The following is a 23,782-nucleotide window of genomic DNA, read 5'->3' as shown; positions in this document are numbered from 1 at the left end:
TAACATAAAATTATGAGTTACAACATCAACGAGAAAGGATATTACGGAGAATTTGGAGGTGCATATATTCCAGAAATGCTGTACCCAAATGTAGAAGAACTACGTCAAAACTACTTAAAAGTCATGGCTGAACCCAAATTTCAAAAGGAGTTTAAACAGCTTTTAAAAGACTATGTTGGCAGGCCTTCACCACTCTATTTTGCCAAACGTTTAAGTAAAAAGTACAACACAAAAATTTATTTAAAGAGAGAAGACCTCAACCATACAGGAGCACATAAAATCAATAATACCATTGGTCAGATTTTAATGGCACAACGTTTAGGCAAAAAACGCATTATTGCAGAAACTGGAGCAGGACAACATGGAGTCGCCACTGCAACCGTTTGCGCCTTAATGGGCTTGGAGTGTATTGTATATATGGGAGAAATTGATATAGCTCGTCAGGCTCCAAACGTTGCCAGAATGAAGATGTTAGGAGCAACCGTTGTTCCTGCGTTATCTGGAAGTCGCACACTAAAAGATGCTACAAACGAAGCTATTAGGGACTGGATTAACAACCCTGTAGACACTCATTATATTATTGGGAGCGTTGTAGGACCTCATCCATATCCAGATATGGTGGCTCGATTTCAAGCAGTCATTTCAGAAGAAATACAGTGGCAATTACAAGAACAAGAAGGCAAAACCAAACCAGATTACGTAATTGCTTGCGTTGGAGGTGGCAGTAATGCTGCTGGTGCTTATTATCATTATTTAGAAGACTCAGACGTCAAACTTATTGCTATTGAGGCTGCAGGTCTTGGTGTTGATTCTGGCGAAAGTGCTGCAACTTCTGTATTAGGAAAAGAAGGTATTATACACGGAAGTAAAACCTTATTAATGCAAACTAAAGATGGGCAAATAACGGAACCATATTCCATTTCGGCTGGTTTAGATTATCCAGGAGTTGGACCCATGCATGCCCATTTATATAAGTCTGGTCGTGCTCAATTTATCTCAATTACAGATAATGAAGCTATGAAAGCTGGTTTAGAACTTTGCAAACTAGAAGGTATTATTCCTGCTATTGAAAGTTCTCATGCATTAGCCGTTTTTGAACAGAAAAAATTTAAGCCAAACGATGTTGTGGTATTGAGTTTATCTGGTCGAGGCGATAAAGATTTAGAGACATATATTAACTATTTCAAATTATAAATTGTGAATAGAATCAATAAAAAATTACAGGAGAACAAAGCGTTATTATCTATTTACTTTACAGCTGGGTATCCAAATCTTCATGATACTGAAACCATTCTTCAAAATTTAGAAGCAAGTGGTGTTGATATGATAGAAATTGGCCTGCCTTTTAGCGATCCTCTTGCCGATGGCCCAACCATTCAGGCAAGTTCCACCCAAGCTCTTAAAAACGGCATGACGACCGAGGTGTTATTTGACCAATTAAAAGATGTTAGAAAATCTGTTTCTATTCCTTTAATAATTATGGGGTATTTTAACCCAATGCTTCAGTATGGTATAGATGCTTTTTGTAAAAAATGCGCTGAAATAGGTATCGACGGACTCATTATCCCAGATTTACCGGTTGATGTATATAACGAGCAATACAAAACAACATTTGAGAAATTTGGCTTGATTAATGTGTTCTTGATTACACCACAAACTTCAGTTGAACGCATCCATTTTATCGATTCTATTTCTAATGGATTTATATATATGGTAAGTAGTGCTAGTGTTACAGGAAGTCAATCTGGTTTTGGAGAAGTGCAATCAAATTATTTTAAACGTATTTCAAACATGAATCTTAAAAATCCTCAAATTATTGGCTTCGGAATTTCTAATAATGAAACTTTTACTCAAGCAACTACTTATGCGAAAGGAGCTATTATTGGAAGTGCTTTTATAAAACATCTTTCTAAAGAAGGTGTAAAAGAAACAGATAGCTTTGTAAAATCAATACTTAACAAAACATGAAGGTACTAAACGACTGGAGGTTTGTAATTCTACTTTGTTTAACATTAGGATTAGCTCCATTTTTCCCTGAACCACATATTCTTGGGAAGATAAAATGGGTTTTAGGTGGAGCTAATGGCATGCAATTTATGGATTGGTTCGATATTATTTTACATGGTTTTCCATTTGCGCTACTTTTACGATTAATTTTTATAAAATTAACCAAGACAAAAAGTATAAATTAAAAATATATTCCCACTTTAGAGGTAAGTTAACATGGCAATAAACATTGTACTCATAGAACCAGAAATACCAAACAATACAGGAAACATTGGGCGTCTTGCATTAGCTTCAGGATCTAATTTGCATTTGGTAAAACCTTTTGGTTTTGAAATTAGCGATAGTCGATTAAAACGTGCAGGTTTAGATTATTGGAAGCATTTAAATGTTTATTACTATGAAAATGTTGAAGAATTTCTCCAAATTAATAAAAATGCGAACATGGTGTTTTTATCTAGTCATGGCACAAAAAACCATTGGGATATTACGTTTGAAGACAATCTTTTTTTAGTTTTTGGAAAAGAATCTGTTGGTTTACCAAAATCCATTACAGAAAGCCATTCAAATCAATTATTTAAAATCCCTTTATTTAGCGAACATGTAAGAAGTTTAAATCTAGCTAATGCTGTAAGCATAGTTGTATATGAAGGTATAAAACAAAATAGTAGATAATAAATCCGTTCTAACTCTTAGTGACTTTATTTTTATTTTGCTCATGTACTATCCATTTTAAAGCTTCCTCTCTATCTGAAAATATTTTTAAATTCCAGGCACTTTTTCTAGGTAATTTATCTAGAATTTCTGTTGTCATACTAGCTACTTGATTATACGCTACAACAGCCATAGAGACAATTTCACCAATGGTCGCTAAGTTTTTTTGTGCATAAAAATCGTAAGAATAAGAATGTTTTTTATTCACCAGTAACGAGAACGGTGCTTTTAAATTCGACTTTAAAACCTCATGGTAATGGTCTATCATTGTGGCATCCATAACAACACCCTCATCTATAATAACTTCGGCTATATTTTCTTCAAGAATAAAAATTTTGCCATATGGTAACTTTAATATTTTCATCACAACCTCCTAATATATTAAAAATTATCTTTTCAAATAAATTATTACATACGTTCAGGCACTTGAATCCCTAACAATCCAAAAGCATTTTTAATGATGTTTGCCACCACTTGAGACAGTTGAATTCTTAATAGTTTTTCGTTTTCTGTATCTGCTCCTAAAATGGATACATTCTGGTAGAAAGAGTTAAATTCTTTTACTAAATCGTACGTATAGTTTGCTATTAATGCTGGACTATGATTGTCTGCTGCATTTTGGATGACTTCTACAAAAAGTTGAATTTGTTTAATTAATTCTTTCTCTTTTTCATGCAATGAAACATCCTTTGGATTTAATACAACAGTTACATCTACATCAGCCTTTCTTAAAATGGATTGGATTCTAGCATAGGTGTACTGAATAAACGGTCCTGTATTCCCTTGAAAATCTATAGATTCTTTTGGATCGAATAAAATACGCTTCTTTGGGTCTACCTTCAGGATGTAATATTTTAAAGCGCCTAAACCAATCACACGATATAACTCTTGTTTTTCTTCTTCAGTATAACCGTCTAATTTTCCTAATTCTTGAGAAATATCTCCAGCTGTGCTGGCCATTTCTTCAATTAAATCGTCTGCATCAACAACGGTTCCTTCACGACTCTTCATTTTACCTGATGGCAAATCTACCATACCATAACTTAAATGATATAAGTTTTTAGCCCATTCGAAACCTAATTTTTTTATAATTAAAAACAAGACTTGAAAATGATATTCCTGTTCGTTACCAACTGTGTAGACCATACCTCCTACATCTGGATAATCTTTGACACGCTGTATGGCTGTTCCAATATCTTGCGTCATATAAACGGCTGTGCCATCGCTTCGCAGTACAATTTTTTCATCTAATCCTTCATCTGTTAAATCGCACCAAACTGAACCATCTTCTTTTTTAAAGAAAACACCTGTTTTTAAACCTTCGCTTACAAATTCTTTTCCTAATAAATAGGTCTGGCTTTCGTAATATAATTTATCGAAATCGACACCTAAGTTTTTATAAGTTGTATCGAATCCATCATATACCCATTGATTCATTTTTTTCCATAGCGCTACAGTATCATCATCTCCTGCTTCCCATTTTAAGAGCATTTGCTGTGCTTCTTTTAATATAGGCGCATGTTTTTTAGCTTCTTCTTCAGTTTGCCCTTCAGTAATTAAATTTTGAATTTCCTTTTTATATTCTTGATCAAATTTTACATAATAATTACCAACTAACTTATCGCCTTTAAGGCCTGAGGATTCGGGAGTTTCTTTTTCACCAAAACGTTCCCATGCCAACATGCTTTTACAAATATGAATCCCTCTATCGTTTACAATTTGAGTTTTGTAAACTTTTTTACCAGATGCTTTTAAAATTTCAGCAACACTGTATCCTAATAAATTGTTCCTAACGTGACCAAGATGTAAAGGTTTATTTGTGTTTGGTGAAGAATATTCAACCATAATAGCTTTGTCTGCAGGTTTAGGTTTTGCAAATCCAAAGGTGCCATTAGGAACAACCTTATTAAAAAAGTCTAAATAAAAGCTATCACTTATTTCAACATTTAAAAAACCTTTAATTACATTAAACCCAATAACTTCTTCAACATGCTCAACAAGATATTGACCAATGGATTCTCCAATCTGAACAGGGTTCCCTTTAACAGTTCTAAGCATTGGAAAAATAACAACTGTTACATCTCCTGCAAATTCTTTTCTGGTTGCCTGAAACTCCACCGTTGGTAGTTCTTGATTATAAATAGCTTTTACAGCAGCAATTACGTGTTTTGATAAGATGTCTTGAAGACTCATAATCTATGGTTTTTAAGGATGCAAAGATAAAACTTTTATTAAAGGTATGCTGTTTAAAATGTTGTATAAATTAGTTTTAGATTCAACAAAAATGCCTTCAGTAGGATAAGACACCTCCAGAAAAGAGTATTATACTTTAGACAAAAAAATAATGTAAAACAAAACGTGCATTTCATCGACAAAAGTGTCGTTTTTCCTACTTATTTGCCTTTCATCGATAACCCATTTTTACTTCAAAATTTTAACCAACATTTCATCTAATTTATTGGTATTAAAACCTAGAAATTAGTGTATAAAATATCTTTTTACAACTTTTGTTAGGTAATGCTATTAATTGTCCCAGTCTATGGGTTTTCTTAAACTAACTAATATATTGTAGTTTAAAGTTTTAAACTAACTCACCAATACCTAACTAATTGATGAGTTAATACTTTTGCTGCAATAAAAATGTATGAAGAAGCTATTTTCTTTTATCGTTTTTATGCTTATGCTCAATGGTTATTCCCAAACCAAAGAAGTAGATAGTCTTACCATACAATTAGCTTTTCAAAATTCTGATACTACCAAAATAAAAACATCCTTATTGCTTGTTAAATCTCTTTATAATGAAAAGGAATTTAATAAGGCTTTAAAATATATTTCACAAACTGAAAAACTATCGAATAAATTAAACTATCAAGATGGTGTCGCTGAAATGACCTTTTACAAGGCATTAATATATGCTTATAAAGACGATTATATCAATGCTAGGGATAATTTCTTAAAAGCTAAAGAGCTGTTTATAATTTTAAACGATACATTAAATATTGCAAAAGTTAATAACAACATTGGTTTAAACGAGATAAAAAGAGGAAATTATAATAAAGGACTTCAATATTCTCTATTAGCTTTAAAAGAATTCGAAAAACGAAATTTAAAATATGAGTTACGTTCTGCATACGAGTGTCTTGCAAAAGCTTATTATAGCATCAACGACATTGATAAAGCCATAGAGTATTATTCTAAAACCTTAGAAATTGAAAGACAAATTAATAATGGTGATGGTTCTATTGAAGCTTTAAAAATATTAGCCGAATTATATTCAATTAGAAAAGAACATAGGAAATCTATTGATTATTACGAAAGGGTTTTAAGGTTTATTCCTATTGACAGCGATTCTTTAAGAGGTGAAATACTCCCTAAATTAGGTGGAGAATATCTACAGTTTAAAGATTTTGATAAGTCGTTGGAATATTTGATTGAAGGTTTAAGACTTAATAGAAACTTAAACAATAAACATGGTATTTTAGTTTCATTAAATAATCTTGGAAGTTTGAATTTACAAAGAAACTTTTTAAAGTATGCTGAGATACAATTAAATGAAGCAAGAGAAATAGCTAGTACAATTGATGATAAAGAAGAGCAATTAAAGAATTTTGGCTTAATGAAGGCTTTAGATTCAACCAATAGAAGATTTGATAGAGCTTTTGTTTGGCAACGCGAATATTATCAATTACAAAGCCAGATTAATAATGCTTCTAAAAAAACTTATTCTGAACCAGAAGACACTAATTTAATTGACAATGTGTTAACAGAAGAAGCTATTGACAATTCTTTAAAATCTAAACAATTAACGGAGTCTTCAAATAATCAGGAAGAATTCGATAGATTACGTATTATTTTTTACGCATTATTAGGTGCTGTAGCAATTCTTTCAACTTTTTTAATACTTATCTATTTAAAAAGAAATAGTCGTTTAAAATACACACGAGAACTCGAAGAGAAAAACAAACGCATTGAGATTCAAAATGAAGCTATTCTCGAACAAACCAAACATCTTGAAGATATTAATAAAGTTAAAGACAGGTTGTTTTCTATAGTCTCTCACGATTTAAAAGATTCATTAACGTCCATAAAAGGTTTTATAGATTTATTAAAAGATGGTTCTTTAACACAAGAAGAATTTAAAACTTTAATTCCAGAATTAAGCGAAAACGCTAACAATGCGTCCTTATTATTATTCAACTTATTAAACTGGTCTAAGTCTCAAATGCAGTCTCTTGAACCTAGTCCTAGTTTATTTGATTTACAAGAAGTGTTTGAAGATAAAATGAATTTACTGGAACAAAAGCTGGAGAAGAAAGGCATTATTTTAAGAGATAAAACATTGAGAGATTTTGTCTATGCAGATAAAAGTATGGTCGAGATAATTATTCAAAACCTACTTACCAATGCTATTAAATTTAGTAAAGAAGGGGATACAATTACCATCGCTAATCATATTAGCAATGGTAAATCAATTATTAGCATCTCTGATACTGGAGTTGGAATCTCTAAAGAAAATCAGGAAAAGTTATTTAAAAACACCTCTTTCACAACCATTGGTACAAAAAATGAAAAAGGTACTGGTTTAGGACTCACAATTTGTAAAGAGTTGGTAGAGTTAAATCTTGGTAAAATTTGGGTTGAAAGCGATTTAAATGTAGGTACTACGTTTTATGTTGAATTACCAAAATCTAACCCACAGAATTAATCATTCTTTGGCAAGAACACTTCTGCCATCATACAACGTGCACTACCTCCACCACAAGTTTCAATTGTTTCTAATGAACTAGATAGAATATCGCAATGCTTTTCAATAGCTTGTATTTGTGCTTTTGTTAAAGATGTATAGGCAGCCTCACTCATAATTAGATATCTTTTATTATTTTCTCCTCTAACTTGAAGCATATTTCCAGCAAAATTAGCAACTTGATCTTCCGTAATAGCAATTACTTCTTTACCATCTTCTTTCAAATGTTTTAATACATTTTTACGCTCTTTTTTATCATCAATACAATCTAAACAAATAACTGCAAAGTTTTCGGCCAAACACATCATCACATTGGTATGATATATAGCTTCTCTTTTATCTTCAACTGTTTGATAGGCTGTAAAAATAACTGGCGTATATTCAAAATCTTCACAGAACTCAATAAACAAATCTTCATCTGCTCTTGGAGATAAGGCACAATAAGCTTTACTATTTACACGATCTAAAAGCAAACTTCCAGTACCTTCTAAAAATACACCTTCCTCTTCAGCACTAGTATAATCAATAATGTTATTGATTACAAAGCCTTCTTTCTCTAATCGAATAAAAACCTCATCACGGCGTTCTTTTCTTCTGTTTTCTGCAAACATTGGATACAATCCTACATTACCATTTTCATGAAAACTCACCCAGTTATTTGGAAATATAGAGTCTGGAGTATCCATGAGTTTATCATCATTTTCAACAATCACATTTACACCTACAGCACGTAATTTAGTAACAAAAGCATCAAACTCTTCTTGTGCTTTTGCATTAATTTCAGTGTTTTTAATATCTAAATCTTCCTGAAAAAAATTATTGACAGCCGTTTGCTCATTCATCCTAAAATTAATTGGACGAATCATTAAAATAGTGTTTGTTGTCTGTAACATAAATTTGATTTTTAGAATTGCAAAATTACTTTATTAAAATGAAATGTAATTGTGTAAAGCAATAAAAATTGTAAATTTAAACGACCATAAAAATGATTAATAAAACCTTTGTGTTATGAAATACATTTTACTTCTTTTGCTCACTTGTTTACTATCTGTATCATGTCAAGAAAACAATCGAACCGAAGATATCAATCCAATTAACTGGAAAAACAGAAGTGTTAATCTACCTAAAAACGACAGTTTAGCTCAAGGTAAAAGTTATTTATCTGTCTATTCTGAAATATACAGTATAACAGAACACAGAACCATTGCATTGACAGTAACAGTTAGTTTAAGAAATGTTAGTGTTACTGAGCCTGTTTATCTACTAGAAGCCTCATATTACAACACTAAAGGCGATTTAATAAGAACATATTTTGAAAATCCGATTCTTTTAAAACCTCTAGAAACTATAGAAATAGTTATAGATGAAAAAGACTCTCATGGTGGTTCAGGAGCTAATTTTGTGTTTGATTGGGCTTTAAAACCAAACAGCCATGAACCAGTTTTTGATGCTGTTATGATTTCTACCTCTGGTCAGCAAGGTATTTCATTTACAACACAAGGAATAAAATTATAACTCCCTTTCCATTTTACAATAAAACAAAAGAGATATAAACTAGGTTTATATCTCTTTTGTATTTATTAATATGTTTAAATTATTAGTTTCCTTTTTTAACTATGATTTTTTTAGTGTATCCATTCCATCTTAAGAAATATACACCAGAAGATGTAGAAGCAGGTATAGTTACTCTTGCAGACCCATTCTGATAGTTAAAATCTGTATGAGTTATCTTGATATATCTTCCACTAACATCAAATAACTCATATTTAGTATCTGGGTTTGCATTAGAGATATTAATAACCTCTCCCGAATTTACTGGATTTGGGAAGATGCTTGATAACGCATATTCTTCAATACCAATGGTCGGACTAGTGAAATAAGGAATAGCAAAATCGTAAGCTTCTGTACCAATTTCTTCTCCAATTAATCGTCCAGGAATATCATCTGCAGGTGGATGGATTCCTCCCCAAATTCTAGATAAACTACATTGGTCTGAAGCATCTCTATAAGTTGCCCATTGTAACGTAACATCTACAGAAGGCCCTTCTTCAAATACTAAAAATTCATTTTTTCTAGCCTTAAACTCTCCCATTCCTCCTGGGAAATATTCATCTCCAGTCATTAATGTCATAACTTCTGCAGCTGCTCTTGAAAAGGTTGAATGTCCAGAAACATAACCTGCAAATGGAGGTGTTACAAAAGAAGGTCTTTGATATGGCCACCAATCTTCAGCCAAAATCCAATCGACACCAGCATGATCTGTCGCAGGATTATTAATATAACTTGGTCCTTTCCAACTATATACTTTAATTTTTCCAACATGTTGGTCAAGAGCTCCAGCCAATGGATCTCCAGTTTCTACAACCTCAATAAAACCAGGTTGTAAAGGAATCCCTTCTGGGTCGTAATTACTTAAAGCTTGATTCGTACTCTGCCCTTTTTCAGCCATATAACGAAGTGCAGATATCGGTCTGATATAATCGTACCAACCTTTTATTCCCCATGCTGTAATTGCCGAATCATGCATTGCACCACCTAAGATGAAATACGTTTTTACATCCCACTCTAAGGGACTTAATACAGCTCCTTGTCCGTTAAATTGTTTTACAAATTGTGGATGATCAGACACGTGATTTAAAAGTGTAAACCAGTGACCAGGAGGTGTTTCTGAATCTGGCCCATCTGCCCAGAACTCTGCTAATACTCTAGCATAGTCGCCTCTAGGCACCATTTGTGGAGCATATGGTTGTCCTGTAACCGGATTTGTGTTTCTACCTGTACTAATATCTCCACCATTTAAAACATCGTAAAAATTTGGATATTGTAAATAATTAGTAGGTAAAGATGAGAATGGTATGTTTCCTATTGAAGCAGGTGAAATATCCCAAAGCTCACCATCTGCTGGATCTAAATGAGCTCCCCAAATAGACACTAAGGCAAAGTTCCATTTATAAGCATCACTAGAAGCGCTATTACCTGTATTGTCTAGATATGGAGGATCTGAAGGGTCTTTATAAACTAGATAATTATCACCATCTCTTTGGAAAGTAGTTCTATCTGAAGCAGATAATGCAAACGCATTTACATTCCCCCATTCTGGACCTAAAAATGGAATAACATCTCCATCAATTAAATTTCCACTTTGATCGATATATGTTTCTAGGCTTAATGGTTGCCATCTATTCGGAAATAGAATCGTATTACTTTCTAATGCAGGAGCTAAAGGCGGATTTATTGGTTCGTAATAAGCATTATCAAATCCTGTAGCTTCTCTAGAACCATCAACTAATCCATAATCAATAAGAGTTTGTGCTACATAGTTCCCTAAAGCTGCTGGATCTCCAGATTGATAATCTACAGATGTATTATTTTTATTATAATTCATCTTAGTCATTAATAAATCAAATCTTTCTTGAGATTCAGTTGCTCCTGGAGAGTTGGCAAATCTATAAGTCAACAATCTATAGGCAGCATAGCTTATAGCTTTTCTAAATGAGGCATCAAGACTTTCATTGGATGTAAAACTTTCAAGAACACTAGTAAATCCATGCACTTGATTACCCATTAAATAAGGTCTTGCAACTGGATCGTAGATAGCCCAAACATCATACATGGCAACACTTGTATGAAACAAGTTTCTTGCATGTACTGTTGGTCTGGCAAAATCTTTTCTAATAGCCTCAAGCAAAGCTTCATTCCAAAGTCTAGCTACAGAAACATTATTTGGTGTTTGATAAAGCACCATAGTAACTGTTTCTGATATTGTTGGGCTAGAACACACGCCATTATGCTCGCTTACAGACACTGTTCCTGAAGCATTAACTCCCCATTTAACTGTAATTTGATTCGTTCCTTGTCCTGAAACCAATTCGCCTCCTGATACTTGCCAATTCAAAGTACCTCCACCAGTTGGAGCATATGAATAAGTTTCTGTTTTCAAAAATCCGGAAGTTGTTGCTCCTGTAATAACATCTGAGGCTAAGTAAGTACAAGAGTTATCATTTACGGTTGCAGCTGGGTTATAAGAACAAGACTGTGGGTCTGTACAACCGTATACTTTAACACTCGGTGATACTGCAAGTGTTACTAAACCTACACCTTCTGTTGCTTTTACATGTGTATCTGCAGTAATATTATTATACGTTTCTACAGTTCCTGATGGCCATTTTATTGTTAAATCTGTAACTACAGTCTCAGCATTTAATCCAAAAATAACAGGCTTGATACTCTGACCTAAGAAACCAACACCATTAAAATATTTTTTAAAAGTTCCACTATTAGTTACAATTGTTAATTCTGTTCCAATTGCACTTTTATTTGAAACGGTTCCTTCTAACGACACTTTTAAATAATGGATGGCGTTAGGCTGATCGAAACTTAAAGTTTTATTTTCATATAAATATGAATATGTATCTGTATTTGTAACATATATATCTAAATCTCCATCATTATCATAATCGAAATCTAGAGCTTCAATCCCTATAGTTAAATCATTTAAATTAGAAGATACAGATTCATCTGTAAAGTTATTTAAACCTTCAACATAATTGTTTTTATAATACTTATTATATTCAGCATTTCTACCTTCAAAAATGTATCCATTTGTAACAAAAAGATCATCATCTCCATCTAAATCGAAATCTGCAAACTTAGTTCCCCAAGCCCAACCAGCTCCAAAGACATTGTTTACGACTGAATTTTCAAAAAAGGTATTATCGCCATTGTTAGTAAATAAGGCAGTTTCGTCTATTCCTGTAATATAAAAATCGAAAGCACCATCGTTATTATAGTCTCCCATGGCGATTCCCATATCATCAAAATTATTATCTAATCCAATGATAGCAGCTTGTTCAACAAAACTGGTTCCACCTTGGTTCATGTATAAATAATTTCTGTATCCAAAATCGTTAGACACATATAAATCTAGGTATCCATCACCATTAAAATCGTATGGCATTCCAACAAAACTTTGACGTGCAGTTGTTTCTTGAATTCCTGTAGTTACAGTTACATCGGTAAATGTTCCATTTCCATTATTTCTATAAAGCAAATTAGAAGTACAACCTCCCCAATCGCTTATATAAATATCTAAATAACTATCGTTATTATAATCGAACCAAGTAGCTCCTGTATATTGACAAGAAGTTGCTAAATTAAAACCAGCAGCAACAGTTACATCTTCGAAAGTACCATCTCCTAGATTTCTATATAATAATACATTAAATGTGTTTGTAAAAAACAAATCTGGATGACCATCATTATCATAATCTCCCCAATAAGCTCCAATTTTAAAACCATCGAAGCCGTAAAATACACCATCAAAACTATAATCTTCAATTAACAAATTTGTTAATCCAGAGGCATCTGTTACATCGGTAAAAGAACCATCGTTATTGTTTCTGTAGAGTCTACTGTGTGTTCTTTCTACACCATTTCTATCTATAGCTTTAGCTACTACAAATATATCCATGGCGTTATCTCCATTATAATCTGCAACTGCTACACCATTGTTTTGTTCTATCGAACCTAGGCCCGAAATAGCTTCTGCTCTTTCGAATACTTGAGCAGTTACTTGCAACGAAAAACATATAAATATAAGAATGCTATTAATTAGATTTAAATGTAATTTTGTTTTCATAATTGATTTATTTTACAATAAATGAAAGCATATTTTACAACTCTAAAGAATTTAATCTATAAAATGTAAATTAAATTCTTTTAACTGTATTTTAACACATAAAAACCCACTAAAAAAACATTTTAAAAATTTGGCATCTATTAAAATCAGGGTGTTGAATTTGAAACTTGAAGCATCTTTCCGTTATAATATTTTTGACCATTCAAAGCAAATTCTGAAATGTATTTTGCCATTTCATTTGCAGTCATTAAAGCTTGGTATCCAGGGAATGCTTCTTCTAACATTTCAGTTTGAACTGCACCCAATGCTAATACATTAAAACAAGGACCTGTTTCTTTGTATTCTTCAGCTAATAATTCGGTAAGTGTAATAACAGCCGCTTTACTAGAACTGTAAGCTGAAAGTCCAGGAAATTTAACGCTACCTTGAACGCCTCCCATCGAGCTTATTGTTACCACATGTCCATCTTTTTTCATAAAGGGAATAACAGTTCTTATCATTTCTGAAACACCAAACACATTGGTTTTATAGACTTGTTCAAAATCTTGAAAAGTCGTTTTAGAAAATGGTTTATTTAATATGGCACCTGCATTATTAATTAATATATCTACCTGATGCCATTTGTTTTTAATAAAATCTGCTATTTTTTTATATTCTGATACATCACAGATATCGCAAGAAAAACAAGTTACATTCTTATTTTCAAGCTTATTTATTGGGTCTGAATTTCTAGATAAGGCCAATACTTGATGCCCCTGACTTGCAAATAGTTTTACAAGTTCGAAACCTATCCCTCTACTAGTTCCTGTAATAATAATATGTTTACTCTTCATGTAAGACGATTTCTTTTGTTGGAGTTAGACTCATTTTCTCAATTACAGGAATCATACTGTTTATTAAAGTTGCCATATGGTTGTAATCTAATTGATTTGCTTCATCTTTTACATGATGATAGTAATCATAATTAGATAAATCGCAAGAAGCAATAGTCTGACATGGCAATTTAAAGGCTTCGTAAAAAGGATGGTTATCTGATGCCTTAAACAGTTGATACTGTTTAGCTATTTCAGACAAACCTACTAAATTACTACCAGCATATTCGTTGATCTTTGCTCCCATATTAGACAAGTCGTAACCTGTTACAAAAGCCACATAATCTCTATCTGTGAAGGGAACACCTATCATTTCAAAATTTAGCATGGTATATAAATTAATGCTATCTGCTTTTAGTTTTCCCGCTAAGTGTTTTGAACCCAATAAACCCATTTCTTCAGCAGAAAAAAGTACAAACATCAAGCTTCTTCCGTTAGATTTTGCTTCAGAAAAATATTTAGCCATAGCCAAAACAGCAGAAGTACCAGATGCGTTATCGTTTGCTCCATTTGCTATGGAATCACTTTCTACAGTTTTACCATACCCAATATGATCATAATGTGCTCCAATAATAATAATTTCCTTATTTAGTTTTTCATCTTGTCCTTCTAAAAAACCAACTACATTATAAGCGTTCTTCTCTCCTACTATAAACGAATCTCTATAAGTTTCAAAATAAGGTTTAAGTTGATAAGATTTAAACTTGTTCTCTATATAAACAGCTGCTTGTTCAATACCGTCGCTTCCTGTATTTCTTCCTTTTAGATCGTCTGATGCTAAAAACTCAACAGCCTCTTTAAGTTCTAAGTTGGTTATTAACGGTGTTTTTTTAGGAGTTTCAAGAATGGAAGCTTGGTCTTGATTGTCGTTATTTACAACAACATTTGACGGTTTACACCCAATTAAAAGTAATGCGACACTGAAAAGGAATAAAAAATGCTTCATGGTTAAATTTATTTTGGTTTAAAGATAAAAAAACCTGTTTCAATTATTATGAAACAGGTTTTATTTTACAAAATTCTTGTTTGTATTGTTCTAATAGACTTTCTATACCAACATCGTCACAGGGTTTTCAATATATCCTTTTAAGGTTAAAAGGAATTCTGAGCCTGTTGCTCCATCCACTGTTCTGTGGTCGCAAGCCATGGTTAATTTCATGGTATTTCCTGCTACTACTTGACCATTTTTAACTACTGGTTTAGATACAATAGCACCAACAGATAAAATAGCTGAATTTGGCTGATTGATAATAGACGTAAAACTTTCTATCCCAAACATCCCTAAATTAGAAATGGTAAAAGTACTGCCTTCCATTTCTTGAGGTGTTAGTTTCTTATTTCTGGCTTTTCCAGCATACTCTTTAACTGCTGCTCCAATTTGAGTTAAACTTTGCTCGTTCGCAAATTTTACCACTGGTACAACCAACCCATCTGGAACGGCAACTGCAACACCAATATGCACATGATTATTTATCTGCATTCTGTCGTCAAACCATTGAGAGTTGACTTGTGGATGTTTCTTTAATGCTAAAGCACAAGCTTTAACAATCATATCGTTATAAGATATTTTAGTTTCTGGAATTGAATTGTATTGCTGACGGAAGGCTATGGCGTTTTCCATATCAAATTCCACATTTAAATAATAATGTGGTGCCGTAAATTTAGACTCTGCTAAACGTTTGGCAATTACCTTACGCATTTGTGAGTGTTTTACCTCATCAAAATCTTCCTGTCCAGTTGGTACAAATTTGCCCACTGAAGCTGAGGTTGAAGTAGATGGTGTAAAGTTCTCTATATCGCGTTTAATAATTCTTCCATTTTCTCCAGAGCCTTTTACTTGAGATAGATTAATCCCTTTCTCATCTGCCATTTTTTTAGCTAGAGGAGAAATAAATATTCTACTTGAGTCTGAAGTTGATGTTGAAGTTGATGTTTGAGACTTCTCGTCTACGCTAGAAGTGACAGTCGTTTCTTTTTTAGGTTCGGCTTTAGATGGTGCTTCCTTCTTTTCTGAAATATCTTCAGTTTTAAAGTTTTTGGCTATGTCTGAAACATCTGTTCCTTTTGGACCAATAATCGCTAATAGTGAATCGACTTTAGCAGACTCTCCTTCATCTAAACCAATATGTAACAAGGTACCTGCTTGGAAACTTTCAAATTCCATAGTGGCTTTATCTGTTTCAATTTCTGCAAGAATATCTCCTTCAGAAACGGCATCGCCTACTTTTTTAAGCCAAGTGGCTACAGTACCTTCTTCCATGGTATCACTTAATCGTGGCATGGTAACTATAATAACACCTTCAGGTAGCTTTGTTTCTGTATTTGAGTCTTTATTTGAATTAGATTTAGATACTTCGTTATCGCTCTGAATCTCATCATCATTAGACGCTTCATCTTTTAAATTTGTTTTTTCTTCCGAAGCTTTAGAATTAGAACTTGCTATCAAATCTGAAATATCTTCTCCTTCATCACCAATAATAGCTAATAATTCATCTACTTTAGTTGTTTCACCTTCTTGAACACCAATATGAAGCAATGTTCCTTCGTGAAAAGATTCAAATTCCATGGTGGCTTTATCCGTTTCAATTTCGGCAAGAATATCACCTTCCTCAATTTTATCACCAACTTTTTTCAACCAAGTAGCCACAGTACCTTCTTCCATGGTATCGCTTAAACGAGGCATGTTTATAATTTCTGCCATAGCTTATATTTTGTGTTCTATAAATGGATAATCTTTTTGCTCGTAAACAGCATCGTACATCACATTTAATTCAGGATAAGGAGATTCGTCTGCAAATTTTTCACATTCATTAACTAAATCTTTGACACGCTTATCAATTTTTTTGATGTCTGCTTCAGATGCATATTTCTTTTCAAGAATAACATCTTTTACTTGCGTAATAGGGTCAATTTTCTTGTACTCTGCAACTTCATCTTTTGTTCTATAATGTTGCGCATCACTCATGGAGTGCCCTCTATATCTGTATGTTTTTAACTCTAAGAATGTCGGCCCATCACCTCTTCTTGCTCGTTGTATAGCTTCATCAAAAGCTTCGGCCACTTTAACAGGATTCATACCATCTACTGGTCCGCAAGGCATTTCGTAACCTAAACCTAATTTCCAAATATCTGTATGGTTTGCCGTACGGGATACAGATGTTCCCATAGCATACCCATTGTTTTCGCAAACAAAAACAACTGGAAGTTTCCAAAGCATGGCCATATTAAAGGTTTCATGAAGCGATCCTTGCCTAGCAGCTCCATCTCCAAAACAACAGAGTGTTACTGCATCTACATTGTGGTATTTATCTCCAAAAGCAATACCTGCACCTAATGGGATTTGACCACCTACAATTCCATGACCTCCATAAAAACGGTGTTCTTTCGAAAAAATATGCATGGAACCACCTAGACCTTGAGAAGTTCCTGTGGCTTTGCCATACAGTTCAGCCATTACAAGTTTAGGATCGACTCCCATACCTATAGGTTGTACGTGATTACGGTAAGCCGTTATCATTTTATCCTTTGTTAAGTCCATAGCATGTAAAGCGCCTGCTAATACAGCTTCTTGACCATTATATAAGTGAAGAAATCCTCTTACTTTTTGTTGAATGTAAACGGCAGCAAGTTTGTCTTCAAACTTTCTCCAGAACAACATGTCTTCGTACCATTTAAGGTAAACTTCTTTTGTTATTTTTTGCATTGGTTACGTTACTTTGATAAACGATTAACAAAAATACTACTTTAGTTACTAATGAAAAAACTGTAATTCGTAAAAAATTAATATGATCTTAATTATTTGTCATATAACATTATTTAAAGTACAGATTTATCGAACACCAAAGGTAGTAGATTAGCTAAAGAATGAGATTTTACAACTTTTCCAGTTTCCCCCATAAAATAAATTTCTATAGGAGCAACTTGTTTTACTTCATATTCTGCAATAGCTTGCCTACAAGCTCCACAAGGAGGAATTGGCGTAATGGTTTGACGAATTCGAGACCCTGCAACAATCGCCATTTTTAATATTTTAGCTTCTGGATATTGCGATCCCGCATAGTAGATAGCTGTGCGCTCGGCACATAATCCAGATGGATATGACGCGTTTTCTTGATTAGATCCTAAAACAACCTCATTATTATCTAATAATATGGCAGCTCCAACACTAAACTTAGAATATGGCGAATAGGAGTTTTTTCTAGCCAAAGTAGCTTGATCCATTAGTTTTGAAACATCTGTTGGAAGCTCTTCTATATTATCGTAAACTGTTAATATAGATTCAATTTTTATTTCCTTCATACATTTTAAATATTACTAAAGTTACTGATACTATTTTAGACAAAAAAACTATTGCGTTTGCAATAGTTTTTTTGTAGTTATTCTGAAAGATGCGAAGAGTCTATTAATTCTATTTAAAAAAATCTTCATTCGCAAGTCTTATAAATAATTTTTAATATTCACTATAAGCTTCTCTATCTATATTAAAGGTAAGAGAAAAACGAAGTGTATTTTCTAATGGGCTTGGCACTTTTGATGCTGAGAATAAATAAGATAAATCTAAACCAATAACATTATATTTAAATCCTGCTCCAATAGCAAAAAACTGTCTAGCACCTTTTTCTGGGCTCTCGTGAAAATATCCTGCTCTAAACGCAAAAGAGTCTTGGTATGAGTATTCGGCACCTAAGGCCCAAGTCCATTCCTGCATTTCTTCGCTAAAACCTCCTGGTGCATCACTAAAAGATTGAAACATCCCTTTAACAAAACTGACGTCTGGATCTTTACCTTCTATAATATAATTACTGTCTTCGCTAATTTTTATATCTCCATCAGCTGGATTATACTCGCCATCATCATTCACATCGTCATACACTAATTTGGTTCCAGTAATTGGAGGTGTTGGCACCAATAATTTGGTAACTTCACCAGTTAATGATACTTTATTAAAATCGTCTAGTATAAAATCGAAACCTGCTCCTAATCGCAAGGTTGTTGGTTGGAAATTTTCCTGTCCTCCTTCATCATACTTAAATTTAGGTCCTATATTTTGAATAGCAAATCCAAATCTTGTTCTCCCATTAAAACTGTTGTATGCTTGTTCTTCACTTTGATAATAACCAGAAATATCAACACCAAAAGTGCTTGCAGCAGAGGTATCACCGTTTCCGTCTGGAATTTTTAAATCAGAATTCAAATAACGCATAGCTACTGACATCCCGAATTGTTCACTTAATCTTAAGGCATAAGAAATATCAAAAGTAAATTCGTTAGGACTTTGAATTAAAGGTGTTTGGTTTTCGTCTTCTACAAACTCAATTTCTCCTAAAGAAAAATATCTAAAGCTGGCTGCAAAAGAACTTCTGTCATTTAATCTATTAAAATAAGTAAGACTTCCTAAAAAGATATCGTTTACTAGCTTACTTAAATAAGGTGTATAGCTAATGGCAACACCTTGTTTGGTTTCTGAAAATACATATTTTGAAGAATTCCATTGCTGAGAAAAACCATCCACAGATGTTGCAACTCCCATGTCTCCCATGGATGCCGAACGAGCATCGGATGCTATTAATAAGAAAGGAACTCCTGTTGTGATAACTCTTGAATCGTAAGGATTTGGTGTGATTTCTTCAACAATATTTTGTGATTGTATTTGGGTTGCAAAAAATAATGCGGATAACATTAAAATTGATTTCTTCATAAATTTTATTTATTTAACAAATATATATTTTTATTATAGTATAACAAGTTTCTCTATTTTTTCTACGGTTTTATTAAAGGTTGAAGATCGAACGGTTAGTTTATAAATATAAACTCCTTTTCCAATTTTATCTCCAAAATCATCCCTTCCATCCCAAACAATTTCTCGAGATAAAGATGAAGCACCTTGATTACAACACTCTCCACTGTTTGTTTGCCCACTTAAGGTTCTAACAATTTTTCCTGTAACTGTGAAGATTTGTACTAAAACGTCTAAAGGTTCTGAACTATTGTGATTAAACCAAAATTCTGTGTAATTAACGAAGGGATTTGGATAATTTAAAACATTTTCGACAATCAACTCTTGATTCTCGTCAAACACCACAAATTGAATTTCTGTGGTTGATGAATTGTTATAAACATCCCAAGCTTTTACAGTTAATGTATGCAGTCCTGGCTCTAAATCTCTTAATGGATAATTAACAACACCTCTTTGATAATCGTCTAACTCCGTTTGGTAATAATCGTTCAACACATATGGGTTTGCTTCGTCACCATCAAGAATTCCAACGATATCATGACCAATACCACTAGCAGTATTAATTCCATTATCGTCCTGCAACTTTAAAATTAAACTTGGCGATTTATTTGTAATACCTCCAGAAACAAAGCTTTCGTCATTCATAAATGCCTGAATTACAGGTCCAATATTATCTTCTTCAGCGTTTTCGTTTAATCCACCTATTTGTACCTGATTGACACTTGCGCCAGCTTGATCTACAAGTCGTCCATCTTGTTTGGCATAAAAACTAACCCTTCCATAACCAACTGGAATACCAATATCTCTTGGAACAACAAATTCCATCTCGAATTGCCCATTAGTAACAGTAGATTGCCCTCGAAAAATTATTGGTCCTAAAGTTTCAAAATCTAAAATAATAAGTTGCCCACTATCCCTTGTATTATCATTTCCTAAGGTTTGTCTTTCAATATTTTTATCGTAAATAGTTGTTGAAAGCACACCATTAAAATCGGTTCTAACATTTCCATTCAAATCAACTACTTCCCCAGATAGTTTAACATGACCTAGTGCTTGTAGCACATCGGTTGTTCCAGAAATTGGCGCATCGTTTATTTTTGTTAATACAATATTAGGTTTTGGAAATGCTAATTTCATGGCTGGGTCTCCAATAAAAAACACCAACCTTCTTTGTCCAATAATAGAAACTGCAGGGTCTGTTTTTGTTAACCTTAAAGCTTCCGCCATACTTGGATACTCATGATCGGGATAAGGATCATTATCACTATAAGAAAATAAATATTGTTCTAAAACTGTATTAAAAGTAATTCCTACATTCACAAAAACTTGTCTTGTTGTTGTAATTAAAGCTATAGCTCCTCCATCTTTATTCCAATAGGTGTATTCTCCTGCTGTTGGACGGATAGGGTTATCGAATTTGGTAAACTCGCAAGTTACTGTAACAAAACAATTAAGCTTGCACACATTATTTAACCCTTGTGCATCTGGTTTTTCAAAAATACGTTCATGAGCCAAGCCATCTTCTCCTCCATGTCCAAAATAATTAACAACCAAAGCACCAGTTTCTAATGCGTTTTTTATAGCTGTATTAACTGTTGGGTATCTTTCTCCACCTGCAGAAGATTCTTGCTGAAAAGCATCTGAATGTATTTTAGTAACATTTATAAAAGGTTTTTCTGCCGCTACATCGTCTCCAATTACATCAGTTGTTGCCTGAATAGCTTGTTCCCAAGTTTCATCGACATCATCTGAAATTACCACAAAATTATTTCTCCAACTTCCAAACGATGCTTCTATATAATATCTTTCTACCTTATCTACAAGGTCTTTGGCTCTTTGATAGGAGTCGGCAAGAATTCTACCAACGGCAATATCTAAATGATCTGAAGGTTCTAAATTGCCTTCATTAAAATCCATCATACCAAAAAAATCATCTGATACAAAGGAGTTCGTTAAATTAAAACTGTTATAAGCATTCCAAGAAGGTACAAAATTCGTATTATTAGAGATTCTGTCTTTATAATCGAATGAACCATCACCAAACAAACAAAGATATTTAATTCTTTTATCTGGTGTACTAGCATTATCATAAATGTATTTTACAAAATTCCTAATGGCTCCAATGTCGTGATTTCCTGTACTAAACTCTGTATATATTTGATCTAAAGTAACGACTTTGACATTTAATTGATTTTCATTTCTATTTATTTGAGCCAACCTTTCTGCTTGATCTCTAAAACTATTTGGAGTAACAATTAGATAATCTACATCTTGAAATTGCCCTTGAGAATCTTGAAATATGGTCCCTTTTAGATCTTGATTATTAACCGTTGTATAAGAACCTATCATAGGTTCATAATAATTTGATGGAGCAACAAGTACGTAGGTTTTTAAACTTCCTAATGAAGATGTAAAGCTAATGCTTGAACTAGAATTTGAATTTATAAGATTGGTGACATTGTATATATCTGTAACATTCCATATTTCTGAAACTTGAGAAGTGTTGGTAACATTATATTGTCCAATACCAGATAATTGAGTTACCGCTTTGTTTTTAAAAGCTAATTGACTTCCCGAAAAATTTAAGGCTCGCGTAGCTTCTATAGAAATATAATCTATATAAGCTAAAGAGGAAGGGTTGCCTCCATTGTTATAATTTAAATTTACTGTTAGGTTTGAAGAGCTTACAAGTATGTTGTTATCATAACTTGCTTCAGTAGCTAAATTAGAATCTGTTGTAGCTGGCAATGGCAAAGTTGCAATCGTATTACTGTTTATACCAACTTGCATACTTGTAGGAATCTGAGAAGTAGAGCCAAGATATACTTTAAAATTAATGGGTTCTGTTTGAATTAAATCTGGGAAATTAAAATCGAAAGATTTTGTGTGTTCTATATCAAATTTATCACCAAACCAGCGTCTTCCTACACTTACCAAGTTATATTCGTCTACTTCATGAAATTTATAATCTTGAAACGTATCAATCATTAAATCCACTGGACCAGAGGGCTGAACAAAAGGTTGAATTCTTTTTCCATGTCCTGAACTTATATTAATATAATAATATGTTTTATCCGAATAACAGTTTATATTGGTATTACTTACTTGATCGTAACCTCTTGGCCCTTGACCGTAAAATAACATATAATCGCTATCATTAAAATAGCCATCACTTTCACCAATAATTTTAATGGCATTTTCTTGCACATCTATTGGATAAGGTTCAGAATTAGCATAAGGAATCATTCTTCCACCATTTCCGTATAATTTTATAGTTCTTGGATCAACATTATCCATGTTGATTCCTAAATTAGAAAGAAAATCTCTTGTAATTTTAAAAACACCGGTTTTATCTATATAAAACTTATACCATTGTCCAGTACTCAATACTGAATTAGTAATGACACGATTTTGAAAGCGAGAATTATTAGTATTAAACCTTCCATTAGAATAAGACACAGAAAATGAAACAACTTTTTTATAAGTATTTTCACTCGTTTTAACAATTGGAGATAAAACCAAATATGCACTATACGAATTTCTCGCAATGGATGTTTTTAAGCTATAGGTTAATTCATTAGGAATTGTTTCAATATTTAGATCTTTTAATTCCGCTCTTGTTATTGTAGCATACTGTACATTATTAATTGAGACAGAGTTTTCATCTATAATTTGCGAAATTGACCATTGAGAAACAAATTGTAACCCATCGGTTAAACTAAAATTAAAATTAGCCTTATTAAATGAAGGAACCGATAACTTAAAGCTTTCAGTTGACAATACTTTAGATCCTTCCCAATTGATTTCAAATTGTTTTTGTTGGGAAAAAGCAATTAAAGTGACAAAAAATAATAGGAATACAAATTTCTTTTTCATTGACTAAATAACGTGAATAATTGCCTGATATTATTAAAAAACAAACAATTTTAAAAAAACGATTCAAAAATACAATAATAATTTATAAAATTGTGCGTTATTTAAACACAAATTACCGATTAAAAGCGTAAAAAACATCGTTGTAACGTATAATAAATAGGATGAAATGCGTATTTTTTTAATCAAATTTTACATTT

17 protein-coding genes are annotated in these 23,782 nt (G+C 32.8%); 6 read left to right on the top strand and 11 right to left on the bottom strand.

The genetic code is table 11. The features are described from left to right. The first annotated feature begins 12 nt into the window (after positions 1-12). Genes trpB through ACI5KZ_RS01350 form a run of 4 tightly spaced genes read left to right on the top strand, consistent with a single transcriptional unit; the run spans position 13 to position 2,679 of the window. The gene (gene trpB, locus ACI5KZ_RS01365; RefSeq protein WP_406846663.1) at positions 13-1,194 is read left to right on the top strand and encodes a tryptophan synthase subunit beta; all 1,182 of its coding nucleotides are present in this window, start codon (positions 13-15) and stop codon (positions 1,192-1,194) included. Between the two features lie 3 nt (positions 1,195-1,197). Then, a complete protein-coding gene (trpA, locus tag ACI5KZ_RS01360; protein ID WP_406846662.1) occupies positions 1,198-1,968 on the top strand; it encodes a tryptophan synthase subunit alpha in 771 nt (256 codons plus the stop codon). Further along, a complete protein-coding gene (locus ACI5KZ_RS01355) occupies positions 1,965-2,192 on the top strand; it encodes a hypothetical protein (protein ID WP_109307731.1) in 228 nt (75 codons plus the stop codon). Before trpA ends, ACI5KZ_RS01355 begins: the two co-directional genes overlap by 4 nt. Positions 2,193-2,223: 31 nt before the next feature. After that, positions 2,224-2,679 carry a tRNA (cytidine(34)-2'-O)-methyltransferase gene (locus tag ACI5KZ_RS01350; RefSeq protein WP_406846661.1) on the top strand — a complete coding sequence of 152 codons (456 nt, stop codon included), beginning with the start codon at positions 2,224-2,226 and terminating at the stop codon, positions 2,677-2,679. A gap of 10 nt (positions 2,680-2,689) precedes the next feature. On the opposite strand, the gene ACI5KZ_RS01345 is transcribed toward ACI5KZ_RS01350, so the two are convergent. Together ACI5KZ_RS01345 and argS are read right to left on the bottom strand one after the other, a co-directional pair. Beyond that, positions 2,690-3,082, bottom strand: coding sequence for a hypothetical protein (locus ACI5KZ_RS01345; RefSeq protein ID WP_109307729.1), 393 nt, complete (start codon positions 3,080-3,082; stop codon positions 2,690-2,692). A 44-nt stretch (positions 3,083-3,126) separates the two neighbouring features. Continuing rightward, positions 3,127-4,911, bottom strand: coding sequence for an arginine--tRNA ligase (argS, locus tag ACI5KZ_RS01340; RefSeq protein ID WP_109307728.1), 1,785 nt, complete (start codon positions 4,909-4,911; stop codon positions 3,127-3,129). Positions 4,912-5,362: 451 nt separating this feature from the next. On the opposite strand from argS, the gene ACI5KZ_RS01335 reads away from it, so the two are divergent. Beyond that, complete coding sequence (locus tag ACI5KZ_RS01335) at positions 5,363-7,423, top strand: ATP-binding protein (RefSeq protein WP_406846660.1); 2,061 nt, start codon at positions 5,363-5,365, stop codon at positions 7,421-7,423. Here the strand turns inward: ACI5KZ_RS01335 and ctlX are convergent. Beyond that, a complete protein-coding gene (gene ctlX, locus ACI5KZ_RS01330) occupies positions 7,420-8,355 on the bottom strand; it encodes a citrulline utilization hydrolase CtlX (RefSeq protein ID WP_406846659.1) in 936 nt (311 codons plus the stop codon). The genes ACI5KZ_RS01335 and ctlX overlap by 4 nt on opposite strands. A 115-nt stretch (positions 8,356-8,470) precedes the next feature. On the opposite strand from ctlX, the gene ACI5KZ_RS01325 reads away from it, so the two are divergent. Further along, positions 8,471-8,977, top strand: a complete 507-nt coding sequence (locus tag ACI5KZ_RS01325) for a DUF3124 domain-containing protein (protein ID WP_406846658.1) — start codon at positions 8,471-8,473, stop codon at positions 8,975-8,977. Positions 8,978-9,059: 82 nt separating this feature from the next. Here ACI5KZ_RS01325 and ACI5KZ_RS01320 read toward each other — a convergent pair whose 3' ends face one another. The 8 genes from ACI5KZ_RS01320 to porU form a co-directional block, all read right to left on the bottom strand. Next, complete coding sequence (locus ACI5KZ_RS01320; protein ID WP_406846657.1) at positions 9,060-13,100, bottom strand: FG-GAP-like repeat-containing protein; 4,041 nt, start codon at positions 13,098-13,100, stop codon at positions 9,060-9,062. A 146-nt stretch (positions 13,101-13,246) separates the two neighbouring features. After that, the gene (locus ACI5KZ_RS01315) at positions 13,247-13,933 is read right to left on the bottom strand and encodes an SDR family NAD(P)-dependent oxidoreductase (RefSeq protein WP_406846656.1); all 687 of its coding nucleotides are present in this window, start codon (positions 13,931-13,933) and stop codon (positions 13,247-13,249) included. Further along, positions 13,923-14,918 carry a M28 family peptidase gene (locus ACI5KZ_RS01310; protein WP_406846655.1) on the bottom strand — a complete coding sequence of 332 codons (996 nt, stop codon included), beginning with the start codon at positions 14,916-14,918 and terminating at the stop codon, positions 13,923-13,925. The genes ACI5KZ_RS01315 and ACI5KZ_RS01310 overlap by 11 nt, the downstream gene beginning before the upstream one ends. A 102-nt stretch (positions 14,919-15,020) precedes the next feature. After that, complete coding sequence (locus ACI5KZ_RS01305) at positions 15,021-16,673, bottom strand: pyruvate dehydrogenase complex dihydrolipoamide acetyltransferase (protein ID WP_406846654.1); 1,653 nt, start codon at positions 16,671-16,673, stop codon at positions 15,021-15,023. 3 nt (positions 16,674-16,676) lie between these two features. Further along, complete coding sequence (gene pdhA, locus ACI5KZ_RS01300; RefSeq protein ID WP_406846653.1) at positions 16,677-17,675, bottom strand: pyruvate dehydrogenase (acetyl-transferring) E1 component subunit alpha; 999 nt, start codon at positions 17,673-17,675, stop codon at positions 16,677-16,679. 113 nt (positions 17,676-17,788) lie between these two features. Beyond that, positions 17,789-18,271: a cytidine deaminase gene (cdd, locus tag ACI5KZ_RS01295; RefSeq protein WP_406846652.1), complete on the bottom strand. Its 483-nt coding sequence runs from the start codon at positions 18,269-18,271 to the stop codon at positions 17,789-17,791. 151 nt (positions 18,272-18,422) lie between these two features. Then, the gene (gene porV, locus ACI5KZ_RS01290) at positions 18,423-19,670 is read right to left on the bottom strand and encodes a type IX secretion system outer membrane channel protein PorV (protein ID WP_109307718.1); all 1,248 of its coding nucleotides are present in this window, start codon (positions 19,668-19,670) and stop codon (positions 18,423-18,425) included. Positions 19,671-19,703: 33 nt separating this feature from the next. Continuing rightward, positions 19,704-23,585 (bottom strand): type IX secretion system sortase PorU, encoded by a 3,882-nt coding sequence (porU, locus tag ACI5KZ_RS01285; protein WP_406846651.1) that lies wholly within the window; start codon positions 23,583-23,585, stop codon positions 19,704-19,706. Between the last annotated feature and the right edge of the window lie 197 nt (positions 23,586-23,782).

The sequence above is a fragment of the Xanthomarina sp. GH4-25 genome (assembly GCF_045363175.1).
In the GTDB taxonomy this organism is placed as follows: Bacteria; Bacteroidota; Bacteroidia; order Flavobacteriales; family Flavobacteriaceae; genus Xanthomarina.
Note: the sequence above shows the minus strand (reverse complement) of the source record. Positions and strands in the feature narration are given on the sequence as shown.

Coding starts and splice junctions, on each gene's coding strand:
- ACI5KZ_RS01320 (WP_406846657.1), bottom strand. CDS start 13,100: ATGAAAACAAAATTACATTTAAATCTAATTAATAGCATTCTTATATTT.
- cdd (WP_406846652.1), bottom strand. CDS start 18,271: ATGAAGGAAATAAAAATTGAATCTATATTAACAGTTTACGATAATATA.
- ACI5KZ_RS01310 (WP_406846655.1), bottom strand. CDS start 14,918: ATGAAGCATTTTTTATTCCTTTTCAGTGTCGCATTACTTTTAATTGGG.
- porV (WP_109307718.1), bottom strand. CDS start 19,670: ATGAAGAAATCAATTTTAATGTTATCCGCATTATTTTTTGCAACCCAA.
- ACI5KZ_RS01335 (WP_406846660.1), top strand. CDS start 5,363: ATGAAGAAGCTATTTTCTTTTATCGTTTTTATGCTTATGCTCAATGGT.
- porU (WP_406846651.1), bottom strand. CDS start 23,585: ATGAAAAAGAAATTTGTATTCCTATTATTTTTTGTCACTTTAATTGCT.
- argS (WP_109307728.1), bottom strand. CDS start 4,911: ATGAGTCTTCAAGACATCTTATCAAAACACGTAATTGCTGCTGTAAAA.
- ACI5KZ_RS01345 (WP_109307729.1), bottom strand. CDS start 3,082: ATGAAAATATTAAAGTTACCATATGGCAAAATTTTTATTCTTGAAGAA.
- ACI5KZ_RS01325 (WP_406846658.1), top strand. CDS start 8,471: ATGAAATACATTTTACTTCTTTTGCTCACTTGTTTACTATCTGTATCA.
- ACI5KZ_RS01315 (WP_406846656.1), bottom strand. CDS start 13,933: ATGAAGAGTAAACATATTATTATTACAGGAACTAGTAGAGGGATAGGT.
- ctlX (WP_406846659.1), bottom strand. CDS start 8,355: ATGTTACAGACAACAAACACTATTTTAATGATTCGTCCAATTAATTTT.
- ACI5KZ_RS01355 (WP_109307731.1), top strand. CDS start 1,965: ATGAAGGTACTAAACGACTGGAGGTTTGTAATTCTACTTTGTTTAACA.
- trpB (WP_406846663.1), top strand. CDS start 13: ATGAGTTACAACATCAACGAGAAAGGATATTACGGAGAATTTGGAGGT.
- ACI5KZ_RS01350 (WP_406846661.1), top strand. CDS start 2,224: ATGGCAATAAACATTGTACTCATAGAACCAGAAATACCAAACAATACA.
- pdhA (WP_406846653.1), bottom strand. CDS start 17,675: ATGCAAAAAATAACAAAAGAAGTTTACCTTAAATGGTACGAAGACATG.
- ACI5KZ_RS01305 (WP_406846654.1), bottom strand. CDS start 16,673: ATGGCAGAAATTATAAACATGCCTCGTTTAAGCGATACCATGGAAGAA.